The organism is Flavobacterium luteum, assembly GCF_008806775.1.
Lineage (GTDB): Bacteria > Bacteroidota > Bacteroidia > Flavobacteriales > Flavobacteriaceae > Flavobacterium > Flavobacterium luteum.
The window spans coordinates 132,335-150,979 of record NZ_WAEM01000003.1 but is presented as its reverse complement, the minus strand read 5'-3'; the positions used below and the strand labels follow the sequence as shown (position 1 = coordinate 150,979).

Annotated in this window: 20 protein-coding genes; 11 read left to right on the top strand and 9 right to left on the bottom strand. The window is 32.8% G+C overall.

Features of this window, described 5'->3' with window-relative positions:
* Positions 1 to 39 precede the first annotated feature (39 nt).
* The 6 genes from F6464_RS07905 to F6464_RS07880 form a co-directional block, all read right to left on the bottom strand.
* Complete coding sequence (locus F6464_RS07905; RefSeq protein WP_151107268.1) at positions 40 to 2,301, bottom strand: TonB-dependent receptor; 2,262 nt, start codon at positions 2,299 to 2,301, stop codon at positions 40 to 42.
* Positions 2,302 to 2,568: 267 nt separating this feature from the next.
* Positions 2,569 to 2,973, bottom strand: coding sequence for an alternative ribosome rescue aminoacyl-tRNA hydrolase ArfB (gene arfB, locus F6464_RS07900; RefSeq protein WP_151107267.1), 405 nt, complete (start codon positions 2,971 to 2,973; stop codon positions 2,569 to 2,571).
* A gap of 2 nt (positions 2,974 to 2,975) precedes the next feature.
* The gene (locus F6464_RS07895; RefSeq protein WP_151107266.1) at positions 2,976 to 5,090 is read right to left on the bottom strand and encodes a DUF4301 family protein; all 2,115 of its coding nucleotides are present in this window, start codon (positions 5,088 to 5,090) and stop codon (positions 2,976 to 2,978) included.
* On the bottom strand, positions 5,054 to 5,674 hold the full coding sequence (gene pnuC, locus F6464_RS07890) for a nicotinamide riboside transporter PnuC (protein WP_151107265.1): 621 nt from the start codon (positions 5,672 to 5,674) through the stop codon (positions 5,054 to 5,056). Before pnuC ends, F6464_RS07895 begins: the two co-directional genes overlap by 37 nt.
* Entirely contained in the window at positions 5,671 to 6,393 is a 723-nt protein-coding gene (locus F6464_RS07885; protein WP_151107264.1) for a geranylgeranylglyceryl/heptaprenylglyceryl phosphate synthase, read from the bottom strand. The genes pnuC and F6464_RS07885 overlap by 4 nt, the downstream gene beginning before the upstream one ends.
* Positions 6,394 to 6,411: 18 nt before the next feature.
* Complete coding sequence (locus F6464_RS07880; protein WP_151107263.1) at positions 6,412 to 7,044, bottom strand: 4'-phosphopantetheinyl transferase family protein; 633 nt, start codon at positions 7,042 to 7,044, stop codon at positions 6,412 to 6,414.
* Positions 7,045 to 7,299: 255 nt separating this feature from the next.
* On the opposite strand from F6464_RS07880, the gene ahcY reads away from it, so the two are divergent.
* The gene (ahcY, locus tag F6464_RS07875) at positions 7,300 to 8,616 is read left to right on the top strand and encodes an adenosylhomocysteinase (protein ID WP_151107262.1); all 1,317 of its coding nucleotides are present in this window, start codon (positions 7,300 to 7,302) and stop codon (positions 8,614 to 8,616) included.
* A gap of 232 nt (positions 8,617 to 8,848) precedes the next feature.
* Positions 8,849 to 9,058: a hypothetical protein gene (locus tag F6464_RS07870; protein WP_225318048.1), complete on the top strand. Its 210-nt coding sequence runs from the start codon at positions 8,849 to 8,851 to the stop codon at positions 9,056 to 9,058.
* Positions 9,059 to 9,076: 18 nt separating this feature from the next.
* Here the strand turns inward: F6464_RS07870 and F6464_RS07865 are convergent, their stop codons facing one another.
* Positions 9,077 to 9,667: a riboflavin synthase gene (locus F6464_RS07865; RefSeq protein WP_151107261.1), complete on the bottom strand. Its 591-nt coding sequence runs from the start codon at positions 9,665 to 9,667 to the stop codon at positions 9,077 to 9,079.
* Between the two features lie 57 nt (positions 9,668 to 9,724).
* On the opposite strand from F6464_RS07865, the gene pdxA reads away from it, so the two are divergent.
* The 6 genes from pdxA to accC all read left to right on the top strand — a co-directional run bounded on the left by pdxA (position 9,725) and on the right by accC (position 14,716).
* Positions 9,725 to 10,789 (top strand): 4-hydroxythreonine-4-phosphate dehydrogenase PdxA, encoded by a 1,065-nt coding sequence (pdxA, locus tag F6464_RS07860; protein WP_151107260.1) that lies wholly within the window; start codon positions 9,725 to 9,727, stop codon positions 10,787 to 10,789.
* Between the two features lie 80 nt (positions 10,790 to 10,869).
* Entirely contained in the window at positions 10,870 to 11,412 is a 543-nt protein-coding gene (locus tag F6464_RS07855) for a YceD family protein (RefSeq protein ID WP_151107259.1), read from the top strand.
* 9 nt (positions 11,413 to 11,421) lie between these two features.
* Positions 11,422 to 11,619: a 50S ribosomal protein L32 gene (gene rpmF, locus F6464_RS07850; RefSeq protein WP_151107258.1), complete on the top strand. Its 198-nt coding sequence runs from the start codon at positions 11,422 to 11,424 to the stop codon at positions 11,617 to 11,619.
* A 162-nt stretch (positions 11,620 to 11,781) separates the two neighbouring features.
* Entirely contained in the window at positions 11,782 to 12,777 is a 996-nt protein-coding gene (locus F6464_RS07845; RefSeq protein WP_151107257.1) for a beta-ketoacyl-ACP synthase III, read from the top strand.
* Positions 12,778 to 12,798: 21 nt separating this feature from the next.
* Positions 12,799 to 13,281, top strand: a complete 483-nt coding sequence (gene accB / locus F6464_RS07840; protein ID WP_151107256.1) for an acetyl-CoA carboxylase biotin carboxyl carrier protein — start codon at positions 12,799 to 12,801, stop codon at positions 13,279 to 13,281.
* 88 nt (positions 13,282 to 13,369) lie between these two features.
* A complete protein-coding gene (gene accC, locus F6464_RS07835; RefSeq protein WP_151107255.1) occupies positions 13,370 to 14,716 on the top strand; it encodes an acetyl-CoA carboxylase biotin carboxylase subunit in 1,347 nt (448 codons plus the stop codon).
* A gap of 56 nt (positions 14,717 to 14,772) precedes the next feature.
* Here the strand turns inward: accC and F6464_RS07830 are convergent, their stop codons facing one another.
* The gene (locus tag F6464_RS07830) at positions 14,773 to 16,317 is read right to left on the bottom strand and encodes an Rne/Rng family ribonuclease (protein WP_151107254.1); all 1,545 of its coding nucleotides are present in this window, start codon (positions 16,315 to 16,317) and stop codon (positions 14,773 to 14,775) included.
* On the opposite strand from F6464_RS07830, the gene F6464_RS07825 reads away from it, so the two are divergent.
* Positions 16,316 to 16,498 (top strand): hypothetical protein, encoded by a 183-nt coding sequence (locus F6464_RS07825; protein WP_151107253.1) that lies wholly within the window; start codon positions 16,316 to 16,318, stop codon positions 16,496 to 16,498. The genes F6464_RS07830 and F6464_RS07825 overlap by 2 nt on opposite strands.
* A gap of 191 nt (positions 16,499 to 16,689) precedes the next feature.
* Here F6464_RS07825 and F6464_RS07820 read toward each other — a convergent pair whose 3' ends face one another.
* A complete protein-coding gene (locus F6464_RS07820) occupies positions 16,690 to 16,992 on the bottom strand; it encodes an HU family DNA-binding protein (protein WP_394349404.1) in 303 nt (100 codons plus the stop codon).
* A 122-nt stretch (positions 16,993 to 17,114) separates the two neighbouring features.
* Between F6464_RS07820 and mutY the strand changes: the two genes are divergently transcribed.
* Both mutY and F6464_RS07810 read left to right on the top strand, forming a co-directional pair.
* The gene (mutY, locus tag F6464_RS07815) at positions 17,115 to 18,167 is read left to right on the top strand and encodes an A/G-specific adenine glycosylase (protein ID WP_151107252.1); all 1,053 of its coding nucleotides are present in this window, start codon (positions 17,115 to 17,117) and stop codon (positions 18,165 to 18,167) included.
* 30 nt (positions 18,168 to 18,197) lie between these two features.
* Positions 18,198 to 18,635 (top strand): single-stranded DNA-binding protein, encoded by a 438-nt coding sequence (locus tag F6464_RS07810; protein ID WP_151107251.1) that lies wholly within the window; start codon positions 18,198 to 18,200, stop codon positions 18,633 to 18,635.
* Positions 18,636 to 18,645 lie beyond the last annotated feature (10 nt).

Here is an 18,645-nt window from a genome sequence, read left to right as displayed (position 1 = left end):
TTTAGATTTTCAGGCTTTTTTGTCACTACTGTTTTTAAATTAAAAATTTAAAGTTAATCCTACTAAAAAATTAATTCCTGCTTGCGGATAATATCCTGCTCCTTCTATTGTAGAAATTACTCCAGGAGTTGTATAATCATCATCAAAAGTGTAGAAATAGCCGTTATTTTCATATTTTAAATCAAGAAAATTATTGATAAGCCCCGATAATAAAATAGATTTAAAAACAGACTTCGGATTCCATTCGTAAGAAATATTAATATCATTTATAAAATAACTTTCTAGGACAGACTTATCTGAATCTATATTTCCCATAAATTGTTTCCCTACAAATTTTGACAGTAATGAAATATTAAATTCTGGAATAGGAATAAAAACTAACCTGTTGGCGGCAATTGCATTTGGAGAAAAAGCAATGTTGGTATTTCCTAAATTTTCAATAATACCATCCCGTTGAAAAACAAAATCTCGATTTTTATTTTGACTTAAAGTAAAATTTGGTTGTAAAAACCATTTTTTAGATAATGAGATTGTAGCATCAACTTCAAGACCAATACGATAACTATCACCGCTATTGGCTCTGATTGGAGCTCCAACATCATTCAATTGTCCTGTTAACACCAATTGATCTTTGTATTTCATATAATATCCATTAACATTTAGTTTAACTTTTTCAGTGTTCCATCTCCAACCCAATTCATAATCGTCTAGCTTTTCGGGTCTTGGATTACCGTTTTCATAATCACTTCTGTTAGGTTCTCTGTTTGCTTTTGCATAAGAAAAATAAAACTGATTTTTTGGATTTGCAGAAAAAGTTAATCCCGCTTTTGGATTAAAAAAATGAAAAGCATCATTCACCAATCCTGTGTCAACTCCATTTGCTTTATAATCTACTACTCTGTATTGTAAATCTCCATAAATCATCCATTTATTAGAAATATCATAATTCATTTTTGAAAATAAATTGATGTCGCTTTTAGATGAAAAATCTTCATAATACCTATCTCTAATTTGACTTTGAGAAGCATATTGAGACCAAATTACTTCACCATAATGATTGCCTTCATACTTGTTTGCTCCTCCACCAAAAATAAAATCTATTTTCTTCTTTTTATAATTTACCGAAAAGGTAGTGCCGTAAAAATCATTATCTAACCAACGCCTTCTAATATAATCCATAGTATTGACAGTATTTCCGTTAACTTCTATCGGATTTAATCCTAAAAACGCAAATTCAGAATCTTTTTTAAAAAGTACATTGGTGTAATACCAATCGTCAATATACTGCTCGAAATATCCTTTCCCTTTTGTATAATGAAACGCTAAATTACTATTCCAGTGGTTACTCCATTTTTCATTCCAATGCAATTGGTAATGATCTTGTTGGTAATTATCGGTTTCATTATCATAAAATCCTTCAAAAACGCCATTTTGATCGAATTTTTGTCCAGCTACATTAAAGGTTCTATCATTTTTTAACTTACTTAAATCTTCTAAGCCATACCAAGATTGGTAAGTTTTTTCTGTACCTCCAAAAGCTAAAGCTTTGATTAAAGTGGTTTTTCCAACATAAGTTCCTTGCAGAAAATAGGATTTTAAATCAGAGGATGCTCTATCAATAAATCCGTCTGAGCTAATTTTAGACAATCTTCCGGCAATCTCAAAGTGTTCATTCAATAAACCAGAGCTAAATTTAACGGTGTGTTTTTTAGTATTAAAACTTCCGAATGAATTCGCAATCATTCCTGAATTTTGTTTAGAATAATTGTCGGTAAGCACATTAAGACTAGCTCCAAAAGCACCAGAGCCATTAGTTGAAGTTCCTACACCTCGTTGCAACTGAATGCTCTCTACAGACGAAGCAAAATCAGGCATGTTTACCCAAAAAGTGCCTTGACTTTCAGAATCGTTATACGGAATTCCGTTTACAGTTACGTTCACTCTTGTGGCATCGCTACCACGAACTCGTATTCCTGTATATCCTATTCCGTTTCCAGCATCGGTAGTTGTTACCACTGATGGTAAATAATTCATTAAAATGGGAATATCCTGTCCTAGATTTCGAAAAGCAATTTCTTTTTTATCTAAATTACTGAAACTTACAGGCGTTTTTGTAGTAACCCGAATTGCTGAAACCAACACCTCATCAAGTGAGATAACTTTTGTTGAATCTTTTTGCTTTTCCTGCGAAAAAGCGAAAAGAGAGAATAGAAGAAAGAAAATTGTTAATAAAATCTGCGAATATGCAACTTTACACCCTAAGTTTTGGGATTTTAGCTTTGTAAATAAAATAGTATTCATCCGTAAAAAAAATTACGAATAAAAGGGGGAATTATTCTTTTGTTAAATTAATAAATGATTGTTTCCTATGACAAATAAATAGCGTGCACTCTACCGTTTTTGTCATTTTTTCCCTTAACAGCATTACCTGTTCAGGTTCGTTGGGTATAATCTCAGCTCGTTATTTAGAGCACCCCTTTGAGACGTTGCAAATCTAAAAAAGTTTTTTGATTTATTCGTTAATTTAGCTTATTGATTTTTATTTATTGTTAAAACGCTAAATATTAATTAGTTTAAGTCGGGTCTTTTTCTTAATTGTTTAATTTCCGACAAATTTTTCTTGTCTTTAATTCTTTTTTTGATAACCGATTTAGGGATTTTAGTTGCTTTTCTAATTTTTGGAACTACTAATCCAGCAGCTATTATATTTAGAAATCGTTTAGTAACAATTTCTTTGTTCTTGAGTTGGCTTCGATCTTCATCGCAATTTAAAATAAGCATATTATCAGAAGTTAATCTTGTCGCTAATTTGTTTTCCAATTGCAATTTTTCCTCTTCAGATAAGGCTTTAGAGGAATTCAAATCAAAGCTCAAAACTACTTTTGAGGAAACTTTATTCACGTTTTGACCTCCCGCTCCTGAACTGCGTACTGCTTTAAATTGTAACTCCGTTATGATTTTTTCTTTTTCCAAAATTATTGCGGTTGATGTGCTGCTTTTAGCAAATCATTTACGGTTTTTACAGGATTAAATGTTACAATAGGCACTTCTACAAAAATAGTCATCCATTTTGCCATGGCACCGTTCCATAATCCGGGTAATTCATACGCTTTTAGGTCTCTTCCGTTTTTGTTTTTTTCTACTATAAAACCCGCCGATGAATCTATATAATCTAATAAATTAAATTTATTGCCTTTGTAATCTTTAATTCCGCAAACTAAATCTACTGGATTAAAATAGGTTGAACTCTCTAAAATTTTCTTCTGATTTAAGTTTTGTAAATCTATCTGTGAGGTTTCTATAATTTGTAATGAAACATTTCCTTTTTGATCTTGAACCCAAAACGGGCCTCCTCCAGCTTCTCCTTCGTTTTTCACCATTCCGCAAACACGTATGGGTCTGTTTAGAATATTTTTAATATAAACTACCTTATTTTCATGAGTATATTTTAAGAAGTCTTCAGCAATTGAAATGAATAATCTGTTTTGAATAAATAAAAAAATAATTTCAAAATCTTCTTCTTGAATTTCTTCGTTCTCAATTTTATTCAAGAAATTAAAAACTTGCTCTTGTAATTCTACAAGAATTCCCGCCAATCCTTTTTTGTATAAAGCAATGGTTTCTAGATGATTCTGAATAACATTATCTATATTTTTTACAAAAACAATATCGGCATCAAGATCATTTAAATTGTCAATCAACGCACCGTGTCCGGCGGGTCTAAAAACAAGATGACCGTTTTCATCTCTAAAGGGTTCGTTGTTAAAATCGACAGCGATAGTATCTGTTGCCGATTTTTGAACCGTAAAATTAATGTTAATTTTACCGTTGTATTTTGATTCGACTTTGTGTTTTACTTGCTCAATTATTGCGTTAAATTGTGGTCTGTGTTTTTCGGATATTGTAAAGTGAAGGTTTGAAACTTCATTCGTGTTAGCATATAATACTGCTTCGTTTAAATGTTCTTCTATAGGTGTTGCTATATGTGTAGCATACTTATGAAAAGGAAGTACGGCTTTAGGTTTATTAGCAAAATCAAAATGTTCCGATTCTAAAAGTAATTTTATAAAATGATAATTCTTTTTGTCGCTTTCCCAAAATTTGAAATCATCATGCAATTCTTTTAATTTCTTATCAATTTTTTCAAAAAATGGAAATTTTTCTAAACCAGTTAAAAACACGGTAAGACTCGTTGCATTTTTTCTGTTTACATAAGCATTTATGGTTTCGTTCTCAGGATCAAAATCATTTATAAACTCGCTCAAAAACTTAAACATTCTGCTTGCAGCTCCAGAAGCTGGGACAAATTTTTTAAGCTTAAGAGTTTTGCTCTTTTCGTCTAGTATATTTGAAAATGATTGAAAATCTTCTTTGCTTAATTTTACAATTCCATCATTTTTAGCAGCTGGTCTTATTAAAATTGCTTTAGAAATACCAAATTTAAAAATATTTAAATGCTGTTTAATCGTATCTAGTGGGATTCCTTTTTCATAAATTTGAACGTAATCATAGGAAGAAAACCCCAACTCTTTGGCCTTCTCTAAGTTGTAGATGATACTTTTTGCTTGCTCAAATCTCGAATCAGCATCACCTGAGAGTGTTATAAACGGCTTGTTATTTTCAATTAATGCGTTTTTAAAGATAGCAAATGTGTTTTCTCTATCGTTAGGTTGATCTCTTAAACCATCTTGTTGCCAAGGCACATCAATATCTGTCAAAAAGAACAAATCGTATTTGTGTTTTCTTGCCGCTTTATTTAGAACTGGATCGCAAAAATTATACGCTATTTCCGAAAAAACTTTTGTAACCAATAAAGAGGTGTCGCAAAAAAGATATTTGTTAGCTGTAAGTAGCGCATCGTTTTCTGCTTTTGTTTGTCCTATTGCTATTGGCAATAAATCTTCTGGCTCACAAATTTGTCCTGTTTTATCTAATTTATTTTCAAGATATTCTCGAGCGTATTCAGGAGCCCAAACCGTATCAAAATAATCTGCTAATTGTGTAGCCAAAGTTGTTTTTCCGGTGCTTTCAGGACCAAAAAGCGCAAATTTTACTATTGTTGTATGTTGTTGTTTAAGATTTTCTTCCATTCTAAATAAGCCGCTATAGCTAAAATTGTAAAAATTAAATATTGCAACGCTAACATCCCTAAACCTCTATAGGCATATAATGGAACAACAATAATGTCGCCAAAAATCCAAAGTGTCCAGTTTTCAATCTTCTTCTTAGCCATATACCACATTGCGGTAAAGAAAATGCCCGAAGTAAAAATATCAAAATAATTCTCAATTTTTATTTCATAATCAAAGTAATTATAGATTCCGAAAACTACAAAAATTGTTATAAAAAACAATACAATTCCAATTATTTTTTCTTTATCATTAATTCTTGTGATTGCAAGATTAGTGTCGTTATTGTCTTTTTTTGACCAATAATACCAACCGTAAAGGCTCATTATAGTGAAATAAACATTAATCATCATATCTCCCAAGTATCCTGCAATGTATAGCAAATAGGATGTGAGAATTGTTGCTAACAATCCTGTTGGATAGACCCAGATGTTTTCTTTTTTAGCAAACCAAACACTTAAAATACCAAGTACAAATGCTAAAAACTCAATAACTATTTGAAATACTGTTGCATTTTTATAGGCGTCCAGAAAAAACTCTATCATATATAGGTATTAAAAAAGTTCAAGTTGTTTTCGAAAGCAGTACCAATAACTACCAAATCTGCTCCAGCATCATACATTTTTTGAATTATTCTCAAATCTGTAATTCCACCACCAACAATAACGGGCACTCCAATATTTTTAGAAACTAGTGTCACCACTTTTTGAGGAACCGTATAATCAGCTCCGCTTCCTGCCTCTAAATAAATCAATTTATTGCCCAACACTTCACCAGCTTGTGCTGTTTGAAGAATATATTCTGCATTATTTCTCGCTAATGGTTTAGTTTGACTCACTCTAGAAACTGCAGTTTCATTGCCACTTTCTATGAGGATGTACCCAGTAGATATAACCTCTAGATTAGTCTGTTTTAAAATTGGAATAGCGTTTACATGATGTTCTATTAAATAATCTGGATTTCGACCAGAAATTAGCGAGAGAAATAAAATTCCATCTGCAAAACTTGAAATCTGTGATGGATTGCCTGGAAAAAGAATGATAGGCAACTCACAATCTTGTTGTAATTTCAAAATTAAATCATCTATTTTGTTTGATAAAACCAAGCTACCCCCTACAAAAATATGAGTTGCTGGGGATTGATTAATTTTTTCAATTAAAATTGCGGAATTATCTAAATCGACTTTGTCAGGATCGAGTAGAATGGCTAATAATTTTCGATTTTCGATTTTCGATTTTAAAATATCGGAATAAATATTTGTCATTTTTTGATATACTGAATACTATTTTTCGAAAGCATAAACTAAGGTAAAATTTTCTATCTCTTCAAAAAACACTGAAAATGGTTCCTTAATCATATCCATTTTAAGCCATGCTAATGCTTGCTTATTTGCAAGTTGAAAACTATTTACTTTTATATTCTTTTTAAAGCTAATTCCAGGTTCATTTCTGATTTTAAAAATGGATTCTTTGACACCCCAAATAACTGTTAGTTTGCTTAAATAATCCTGAGTATCCTCTTTGTTTAAATAATTAAACTCATAATCAATAAATTTATCGGCTATGTTTTTTATTTTTTCTCTTTGCATTTCTATATCAATTCCAACTTTTTGATTACTTATAATTAATGCTGAAAACTCATGTGAATGGGTAATTGAAATGTGGTTCCCATCGTTTAAATGTGGTTTGCCAAACTCGTCATAAAACAAATCATAATCAGTATAGCCAATTTCTTGAAGTAGTTTTCGAACACTCAAAAAAGCACGTTGGTGTAAAACCGATTTCATTCCGTTTAAACGAAGTTTGCTTTTTTCGTTCAGTTGGACTTCATTAAATAATTGCTCGAAAGACTCGGTTATTTTCCAAACCAAAATTTGAGTAGCAGTGTTAAAATTTATGGTTTTATAAACAGGCATCTTAGTGTAAAGTTTTTTTAGCCCCGATTGAGCCGGTATCCTTTGTAGTCCCTAAAATTCGAGAGGACAAAGATAAAGGCGAAAGCGGGAAATAGCTTCACCCGAGCTAGCGAACGGACGAAGTAAATAAAAATTATTTTATTGATATTTAAAAGATTACGAAATTAAACAATTCACAAATAGTACAAAATCCTTTTTAAATTATAAGTTATTACCTAAATTTGCAAAAATTTTATAATTACAAATATACTATAAATGAGTACATCGACTATGCCTTATGTGGCTTTCAAAGTAAAAGACATTTCTCTAGCGGCTTGGGGAAGAAAAGAAATTGAATTAGCAGAAGCTGAAATGCCAGGTTTAATGGCACTTCGTGCAGAATATAAAAACGAACAACCTCTTGCTGGTGCTCGTATTGCGGGATGTTTGCACATGACGATACAAACTGCCGTTTTGATTGAGACTTTAATTGCTCTTGGTGCTGAAGTGACTTGGAGTTCTTGTAACATTTTCTCTACTCAAGATCAGGCTGCTGCTGCAATTGCTGCTGCTGGAATTCAAGTTTATGCTTGGAAAGGTCTTGACGAAGAATCTTTTGACTGGTGTATCGAGCAAACATTATTCTTTGGCGAAGACAGAAAACCATTGAATATGATTTTGGATGATGGTGGTGATTTGACCAATATGGTGATTGACCGTTTCCCGGAATTAGTTGCCGGAATCAAAGGATTGTCTGAAGAAACTACAACTGGTGTACACAGATTATACGAAAGAGTAAAAGCGGGAACGTTGCCAATGCCAGCTATTAATGTAAATGATTCAGTTACAAAATCGAAGTTCGATAATAAATATGGTTGTAAAGAAAGTGCTGTTGACGCAGTTCGTAGAGCAACTGATATTATGTTGGCTGGAAAAAGAATAATCGTTTGTGGTTACGGTGATGTTGGAAAAGGAACTGCAGCTTCATTTAAAGGTGCCGGCTCTATTGTTACCGTTACTGAAATTGATCCTATTTGTGCTTTACAAGCTGCAATGGACGGCTTTGAAGTTAAAAAATTAGCTACTGTTATCTCAACTGCCGATATTGTTATTACTACAACTGGAAATAAAGATATCGTTTTAGAAAGTGATTTCCGTGCTATGAAAGACAAAACGATTGTGTGTAACATTGGACATTTTGACAATGAAATCGATATGGCTTGGTTGAACAAAAACTACGGTAATACTAAAGTCGAAATTAAACCACAAGTGGATAAATACACTATTGATGGTGTTGATATTTTAGTTCTTGCTGAAGGTCGTTTGGTGAACCTTGGTTGTGCTACAGGTCACCCTAGTTTTGTAATGAGTAATTCATTTACCAACCAAACTCTAGCTCAAATTGAGTTATGGAAAAACAGCGCAGCATACAATAATGAAGTATATATGTTGCCAAAACACTTAGATGAAAAAGTGGCGGCTTTGCACTTGGCTAAATTAGGAGTTGAATTAGAAACGTTGCGAAAAGATCAAGCAGATTATATTGGAGTTCCTGTTGAAGGACCTTTTAAACCAGAGTATTACAGATACTAGATTGCTGATTAGAATAGTGATTTATTCATTCATATTTAAGCCTCGCAAAAAAGCGAGGCTTTTTTATATTTAAATTTTTTCTGCCAAAAAGCTTATAGATTTCTGTCTTATTAGCATACAAACAATTAATCATTTTTTTATAAAAGTTTTTAATTTAGTATTTGTATTCCGTTAATAATAAATTATTTAAAAATAATTTTGACAAAAACTTTTTTTAATTACTTTTACATCCATGAGATTACCCCCAAATAGCATTTTAGGTGTTTTGGGCCTTGTCTGTGCATCAGCTTTTGCTGGGCCTAAAGGACCGCCGCCTCCCGGAATCCCGCCACCGCCAGGTTTACCCATTGATGGCAGTGTTGTGGTGTTGCTTTTTATTGCTGTTTTTTTTGGGCTTTATAAAATAAATAATTTAAAAATAAATAAGAAAACTCCTTTGTAAATTGGAGTTTTTTTTAATCTAAAGTTTTCTTGAATAAAGACGACTTACGTATTTTCCTATAACATCAAATTCAAGGTTTATTTTTGTGCCAATTTTAAATTTTTTAAAATTAGTGTGTTCGTAGGTGTACGGAATAATAGCGACGCTAAATTCATTTTCCTTTGAATTTACAACCGTTAAACTCACACCGTTAACAGTAATAGAACCCTTTTCAATTGTCATATTATTAAGTTTTTCATCGAACTCAAATGAATAATACCAACTGCCATTCACTTCTGTAATTGATTTACATGTTCCCGTTTGATCCACATGTCCTTGAACGATATGCCCGTCTAGACGATCGCCAAGTTTCATAGCTCTTTCCAGATTTACGGTATCGCCAGCTTCCCAATCTAATAAATTTGTTTTTTCTATTGTTTCTTGAATTGCAGTTACAGTGTAATGATTTTCTGTAATAGCGACAACTGTAAGACAAACACCGTTATGAGCAACGCTTTGGTCTATTTTTAGCTCGTCAGCAAGTGAGGAGCGAATTGTAATATGTAAATTCGTGTTGTCTTTTTTAATTTCTTGAATGGTACCAAGTGTTTCTATAATTCCTGTGAACATTGTAGTTTTATTTTACTAAATTTGCACCTCAAAATTAGGGATAAATAACTTGATGTCATGATAAAAAATGCAGAAAATATAATTGTTGGAATTTCAATTGGAGATTTAAACGGTATTGGAAGCGAAGTGGTACTAAAGACTTTCGAAGATCCACGAATGTTAGAATTGTGTACGCCGGTTATTTTTGCAAATGTAAAAATCTTGTCTTTTATAAAGAAAACTTTCGAATTGACTTCAATTTTACACGGTATAGATCGATTAGATCAAATCGTTTTAGGCAAAATAAATGTTTTAAACGTTTGGAGAGATGGAATTGATTTGAATTTTGGTGTGAATGATGAAACTGTTGGAAAACAAGCTATTAAATCATTTGTTGCTGCTACAAAAGCTTTAAAAGAAGGCTTGATAGATGTTTTAGTTACAGCGCCCATAAATAAATACAATATTCAGTCTGAAGATTTTAAGTTTCCTGGTCATACTGATTATTTAGATCAAGAGTTAGAAGGAAATGCGCTGATGCTAATGGTTCAGGATAATTTGAGAGTGGGTTTATTAACCGATCACATCCCAGTAAATGAAGTAGCCAAACATCTTACGGAAGCATTAATTATTCAAAAAATTGAAACAGTAAAAAAAGCCTTGATTCAAGATTTTAGTATCAATAAACCTAAAATTGCTGTTTTAGGACTAAATCCACATGCAGGTGATGGTGGAGTAATTGGTAAGGAAGATGAAGAAATAATAAAGCCTACAATAAAAAAAATATTCGACAAAGGGACTTTAGTTTTCGGACCTTTTGCCGCCGATGGCTTTTTCGGAAACAACCAATACGAGAAGTACGATGCGGTAATTGCAGCCTATCACGATCAAGGATTGATTCCTTTTAAAACGTTATCTTTTGGTAAAGGAGTCAATTATACAGCGGGATTAAGCAAAATTAGAACCTCTCCAGATCACGGAACAGCCTACGAAATTGCTGGAAAAAACAAGGCCGATTTTAATTCGTTTAAAGAAGCTGTTTATTTAGCGTTAGATATTTACAGTTCCAGAGTTAGATATAAGGAAATCAGTGTAAGCCCCATGAAAATAAGGGAAAAGCAAGAAGAAAAAAATAATAGATAAAAAAATACATTCAACACTTTTGAATATCTAATAATTTTATATCTTTGCGCTCCCGAATCATTCGGAAAATTGTTGTTGAGATGAAGCAGTTAAATGAATATTTGATTCCTTTTATAGGTTTAAAATTTGGAAAACATCAGTTTGAATATCAAGTAGATAATACGTTCTTTGCAAACTTTGATTATAATGAATTTGAAAGTTCTAATATCAAAGTAAATGTAGTTTTAGAAAAGAAAAGCACCTTAATGGAGCTAACTTTTAAGCATAAAGGAACTATTCATGTGTCTTGCGATTTAACAAATGAGATGTTTGATTTGCCCATTAAAGGGAAAATCAACTTGATTGTTAATTTTGGAGAAGAATTTAACAACGATAACGAAGAGTTGTTAATAGTGCCACACGGAGAACACCAAATAGATATTTCACAATATGTTTATGAAATGATTGTGCTTTCTGTCCCTCTAAAACGAGTTCATCCCGGGATAAAAGATGGTAGTTTAAAAACTCCAGTTCTTGATAAGTTTAACGAATTATCAGGGAAAAATAAAAAAGAAGAAATATTACAAGAAGAGAATACCGACCCACGTTGGGACAAATTAAAAAAACTATTAACGGATAAATAATATAGTAAAATGGCACATCCTAAAAGAAAAATCTCGAAAACAAGAAGAGATAAGAGAAGAACTCATTACAAAGCTACGGTAGCGCAAATAGCAACTTGTCCAATAACTGGAGAAGCGCATTTATACCACAGGGCATATTGGCACGAAGGTAAAATGTACTACAGAGGTCAAGTAGTAGTTGATAAATCAACTGTTGCACTTGCTTAATATTTTTCTATAGAATATACGGAAACTCTCACCATTGTGGGAGTTTTTTTGTTGTTTCTAATTTTAGCTAAATAAGCGTTGATAATACGAATTGATTTAAATTTTTTTTGTAATTTCCACCTCTAATGAATGTGTTACTTTTCGTTAGAAAATTTTATACTTATGAGTACAATTACTGCCGCTATAACCGCTGTTGGAGGTTATGTCCCTGATTTCGTTCTTACCAATTCTGAACTAGAAAAGATGGTAGAAACCAATGATGAATGGATCACTTCTCGTACTGGAATTAAAGAAAGACGAGTATTAAAAGGTGACGGATTAGGCACTTCCTATCTGTGTATTAAAGCTGCAAAAGATTTATTACAAAGAGGTAACGTGAATCCTTTAGATATAGATTTAGTCCTTGTTGCAACTACCACACCTGATTTACCTGTTGCTGCTACTGCTGTTTTTGTTGCCACTCAAATAGGGGCTTTAAATGCTTTTGGATACGATATTCAAGCAGCTTGTTCGGGATTTCTATACGGAATGTCTGCAGCTTCTGCATACGTGCAATCAGGAAAATATAAAAAAGTATTATTAATTGGAGCAGATAAAATGTCATCAATTTTAGATTATACTGATAGAGCAACGTGTATTATTTTTGGTGACGGAGCTGGAGCAGCATTGTTTGAGCCTAATCACGAAGGATTAGGATTACAAGACGAGATTTTGAAAAGTGATGGAATAGGTCGTGAGTATTTAAAGATTGACGCAGGAGGTTCAATACTTCCTCCGTCTAAAGAGACAGTTGAGAACAGACAGCATTTTATCTATCAAGACGGGAAAACCGTTTTTAAATACGCAGTTATGGGAATGGCTGATGTTAGCGAACAAATAATGAAACGAAATAATCTCACCAAAGACGATGTAAATTGGTTAATTGCACACCAAGCCAATAAACGAATTATTGATGCAACGTCAGGAAGAATGGAACTCGAAGAAGAAAAAGTTTTGATTAATATTCAAAGATACGGAAATACCACTTCAGCCACTTTGCCATTATTATTGAGCGATTTCGAAGATAAATTCAAAAAGGGCGACAATCTTATTTTTGCTGCTTTTGGAGGAGGGTTTACTTGGGGTTCTATATATTTAAAATGGGCATATAACAAATAATAAAATAAAAACTAAATTATTATGGACATAAAAGAAATTCAAAATCTAATCAAGTTTGTAGCAAATTCAGGAGTTGCTGAAGTTAAATTAGAAACAGGAGATGTAAAAATTACCATTAGAACAACGTTAGAAGGTAATTCATCAGATGTTACTTATGTACAACAAATGCCAGCTCAAAATGTTTTGCAACAAGCAGTTCCTCAACAAATAGCTCCAGTTGCTCCCGTGGCGGCAGTTCCAGTTGCTGCAGATGACAATTCAAAATATATTACTATAAAATCGCCTATCATTGGAACATTTTATAGAAAACCTTCGCCAGACAAACCAATGTTTACAGAAGTAGGTAATACAATTGCAAAAGGCGATGTGCTTTGTGTAATAGAAGCTATGAAACTTTTTAACGAAATAGAATCTGAAGTTTCAGGTAAAATCGTTAAAATTCTTGTAGATGATATGTCTCCAGTTGAATTTGATCAACCGTTATTTTTAGTAGATCCGTCTTAATTTAAGATTTAGGAATTTAGATTTAGGATTTCTTTGACATCCAAAAATCTATATAGTAATCTAATTAATCTAATAATCTAATAAAAAGATGTTTAAAAAAATATTGATTGCCAATAGAGGAGAAATTGCACTTCGTATTATTCGTACTTGTAGAGAAATGGGAATTAAAACTGTTGCCGTTTACTCTACTGCCGATGCCGAAAGTTTGCATGTTAAATTTGCTGATGAAGCGGTTTGTATTGGCCCACCACCAAGTAATTTGTCCTACTTAAAGATGTCTAATATTATTGCTGCTGCAGAAATTACAAATGCAGATGCCATCCATCCGGGGTATGGTTTTCTTTCAGAAAATGCTAAATTTTCTAAAATTTGTCAAGAACACGGTATAAAGTTTATTGGAGCTTCTCCAGAAATGATTGACCGAATGGGAGATAAAGCATCTGCTAAAGCTACAATGAAAGCTGCGGGTGTACCTTGTGTTCCTGGATCGGAGGGAATTTTAGAATCATATGAACAAGCAGAAAGCATTGCAGACGAGTTCGGTTATCCAGTAATGTTAAAAGCAACCGCTGGAGGTGGAGGAAAAGGAATGCGTGCCGTTTGGAAAAAAGAAGATTTGCTAAAAGCATGGGAAAGTGCTCGCCAAGAATCGGCAGCCGCTTTTGGAAATGACGGAATGTATTTAGAGAAATTAATAGAAGAGCCTAGACATATAGAAATTCAGGTTGTTGGTGATGCTTATGGAAAAGCCTGTCATTTATCTGAAAGAGATTGTTCGGTTCAACGTCGTCATCAAAAATTGACAGAAGAAACACCTTCTCCTTTCATGACGGATGAATTAAGAGATAGAATGGGATTAGCAGCCGTAAAAGCAGCTGAATATATAAAATATGAAGGTGCAGGAACTGTAGAGTTTTTAGTAGACAAACATAGAAACTTTTACTTCATGGAAATGAATACACGTATTCAGGTCGAACACCCTATAACGGAGCAAGTAATAGACTATGATTTAATAAGAGAGCAAATACTTGTGGCTGCGGGAGTGCCAATTTCGGGTAAAAATTATTTACCTCAATTACATGCTATAGAATGCCGAATTAATGCCGAAGATCCTTATAATGATTTCCGCCCTTCACCGGGAAAAATTACCACATTACACACTCCAGGGGGTCACGGCGTTCGACTAGATACTCACGTTTATTCAGGATATTCTATTCCACCAAACTATGATTCTATGATTGCAAAGCTCATTACCACAGCACAAACGCGTCAAGAAGCTATAAATAAAATGAAAAGAGCCTTAGATGAATTTGTTATTGAAGGCATTAAAACTACCATTCCTTTTCATAGACAATTAATGGACGACCCAAAATATGTTGAAGGCGACTATACCACAGCATTTATGGATACTTTTAAAATGGATGATCCAGAGTAAATCTCATAAACTTAAGCCATAAAAAAACCGCCAATCTCACGAAAGGCGGTTTTATTTTATTCTGTAATAACATTTCCTTTTTTATCGTAGAAATGATACTCTAAATACGTGTAAGCGTCACGTGGTATGATTTTCACCCATTTTTTATGTTCAAAAAACCATTTTGAACGTAATGATGGAAAACCTTTACTGAGGTATGCAGCCACAAACGGATGTACATTAAGGACAACTTTGTTGTGGGTTTTTAAAATTCGTTCTAAATCGGAAGTAATTTTATCAATAATTAAAATTGGCGCTTCAATTTCGCCTTCAATATTGTTTGGATCTTCTTCTCTAGTTTTAATGTTTACTTCTGGTCTTACTCTTTGTCTTGTTATTTGAACTAATCCAAATTTACTCGGAGGTAAGATTTTATGCTTGGCTTTATCATCATTCATTTCTTCTCTAAGGAAGTCGAATAATACTTTTCTGTTTTCAGGATTCGACATATCGATAAAATCAATAACTATAATTCCGCCCATATCTCGCAAACGCAATTGTCTGGCGATTTCTGCTGCGGCAATCATATTTACTTCCATGGCAGTGTCTTCCTGATTGGTGGCTTTATTAGAACGGTTGCCGCTGTTTACATCTATAACGTGCAGCGCTTCAGTATGTTCTATAATAAGATAAGCCCCTTTACTCATGGAAACCGTTTTTCCAAAAGAAGTCTTGATTTGTCTCTCTATGTTGAACTTCTCAAAAATAGGAGTGTCATTAGATTGATAAAACTTAACAATTGATTGTTTTGAAGGCGCTATTTCTTGAACATAGTCCTTGGTTTCGTTGTACAACTCTTCGTCATCTATATAAATACCACTAAAGGTATCGTTAAAAACGTCTCTTAGTATCGAAGAAGCTCTATTGAGTTCTCCTAAAACTTTTGACGGATGATGAGCAGTTGGTAATTTTTTACACATTGCAGTCCATCTGTCTAACAGGTTCTGCAAATCTTTTTCTAATTCTACTGTGCTTTTGCCTTCGGCTACTGTGCGAACAATAACACCAAATCCTTTTGGTTTGATTGATTGTACTAATTTTTTAAGTCGGTCTTTTTCTCCTTTTTCTTCTATTTTTTGAGAAATAGAAACTCGGTCAGAGAATGGAACAAGAACAATAAATCTTCCTGCAAGAGATAGCTCAGAGCTAATTCTTGGTCCTTTGGTCGATATTGGTTCTTTTACAACTTGTACTAAAATAGATTGATTGGCATTTAAAACATTTGCTACTGTGCCATCTTTATCAATCTCTTTTTCAAACTGAAAGGTTTTTAGGGAGAAATCTTTTAATTTACCTGCGCTTACAAGTTTTATGAATTTCAGTTGAGAAGCAAGATTAGGACCCAAATCGTGATAATGTAAAAAAGCGTCTTTTTCGAAGCCTACATTTACAAAAGCAGCATTTAAGCCAGCAACAGGTTTCCTGATTTTAGCGATAAAAATATCGCCAACTTGGAACTTGCTTGTTTCTTGTTCTTTGTGTAATTCAATTAGTTTTCCATCTTTTAATAAGGCAAAATCTACGGCTTCAGAACTAGATCGGATGATTAATTCTTTATTCATGCTGTACATTTTTATCCAAACAAATGGGTTGTTGACCGCTGGTTGTTGGTTGTCGGATAAAACCTATCAACTTTCAACCACCAATCTTCAACTTTTCAGTAAGGATGGATTAAACAATAATTTTACAGGTATTGTACCCGGGGAGATTTTAGATTTTTGTTCCGATAATTATCGGAATTAATTTTAGATTTTTATATCTGCAATCTCAATTTCAATGAACGTTTAAAAAGAAAAAAAGTAGTTTTTAGACTACTTTTTCTTTTTGTGACGGTTAGCTCTTGCTCTTTTTTTACGTTTGTGCGTCGCTACCTTATGTCTTTTTCTTTTTTTACCACTTGGCATAGTTGGTGATTTTGTGATTAATAAATATTTTTATTTTGCTTCGTTATTCGTTTTTACACCTTCTACAAACACTTTTGCAGGTTTAAATGCTGGGATGTTGTGTGCTGGAATTTTGATAGTTGTATTTTTAGAAATATTTCTACCTGTTTTTTCTGCTCTTGTTTTGATGATAAAACTACCAAAACCTCTTAAGTAAACATTATCTCCAGTTTCAAGAGAGTTTTTTACTTCTTCCATAAATGTTTCAACTGTTGCTTGAACATCTCCTTTTTCAAGACCTAATTTTTCTGAAATTTTTGCTACGATATCTGCTTTCGTCATTTTCTTTCGTATTTTATATTGAGTGATATTTTTTTTGAGGTTGCAAATATATGAATTTAAAAAACAATTAATCAACCTAATTCATTAAAATTTAATTACATAAACATATACTTTTGTTAACCAATAAATAACTGATGAATTTTACTAACTCCTTAGCCAAATGGTATTTACAAAACAAGCGTGATTTGCCTTGGCGAAATACTCAAAATCCGTACTTCATTTGGCTGTCAGAAATCATGTTACAACAGACTCGAGTAGCGCAAGGAATGCCCTATTTTTTTGCTTTCACCACAACTTTTCCTACTGTTTTCGATTTGGCAAATGCGTCTGAAGAGCAGGTTTTAAAATTATGGCAAGGTTTAGGGTATTATTCTCGCGCTCGAAATCTGCACAAAACGGCTCAAAAAGTAGCTTTTGAAATGAATGGTGTTTTTCCAAAATCGTATGTCGAATTATTAAAACTAAAAGGAATTGGCGAATATACCGCTGCGGCTATCGCTTCTTTTTCCTATAATGAAGCGGTCCCAGTTGTTGACGGAAATGTGTTTCGGGTTTTGTCTCGTTATTTTGACATTGAAACCGATATTGCAATCGCATCTACAAAAAAAGAGTTTTCTGAATTGGCTTTTGAATTAATGGACAAAAATAATCCAGGATTATTCAATCAAGCCATAATGGAATTTGGTGCTTTGCAATGTGTTCCTAAAAGCCCAAACTGCTTAAGTTGTGTTTTAAATTCAGGTTGCTTGGCTTTACAAAAAAAGAAAGTCAATTTGTTACCAGTAAAATCAAAGAAATTGAAAGTAAGAAATCGGTATTTTAATTATTTTGTTTTCTTAGATGAGCAGGAGAATACAATTATTCAAAAACGTTCTGAAAAAGGCATTTGGCATAATTTGTATGAATTTCCATTAATTGAAACTGAAAGAGTAGAGGATTTCGAATTTATTTCTAAACAAATTCAAGAGCAATTATTTATAGAAAATGATATTATTTCTATGTCAGAATTAAATGTTATACCTCAAATTCATAAATTGTCGCACCAACATTTACATATAAAGTTTTGGAAAGTTACTGTAAAAGGAAATATTGATATTGGAATAGATTATGAAGCACTTTTGCAATTTCCTTTTCCTATTGTGATATATAATTTTGTAGAAAAAAGTAAAAATAGTTTCAAAAATTAGTACATTTGAATAATAAAGTATTTAAATAAAATGAGCGGTACATTAAATAAAGTAATGTTGATAGGCTATTTAGGCGACGAAATAAAAATGCATTATTTTGATGGAGGAAATTGTATTGGTCGTTTTCCCTTGGCCACAAATGAAACGTATATCAACAAGACAACCAACGAGAAAATTACCTCTACTGAATGGCATAATCTAGTGGTTCGAAATAAAGCGGCCGAAATTTGCGAGAAATATTTATCAAAAGGCGATAAGATTTTTGTTGAAGGCCGAATAAAATCCCGTCAATGGCAAGCAGAAGATGGTACTACAAAATATACAACAGAAATTCAAGTAACCGAATTTACGTTTCTAACCACAAAAAAAGATACTGAAAATCAAAGGTCAATACCGACTTCTGAACCTAAAAGCCCTAATTTTGAAGCGCCAACAAATCCTTTGCCAGAAAACGATTTGCCGTTTTAATTGTTTAATT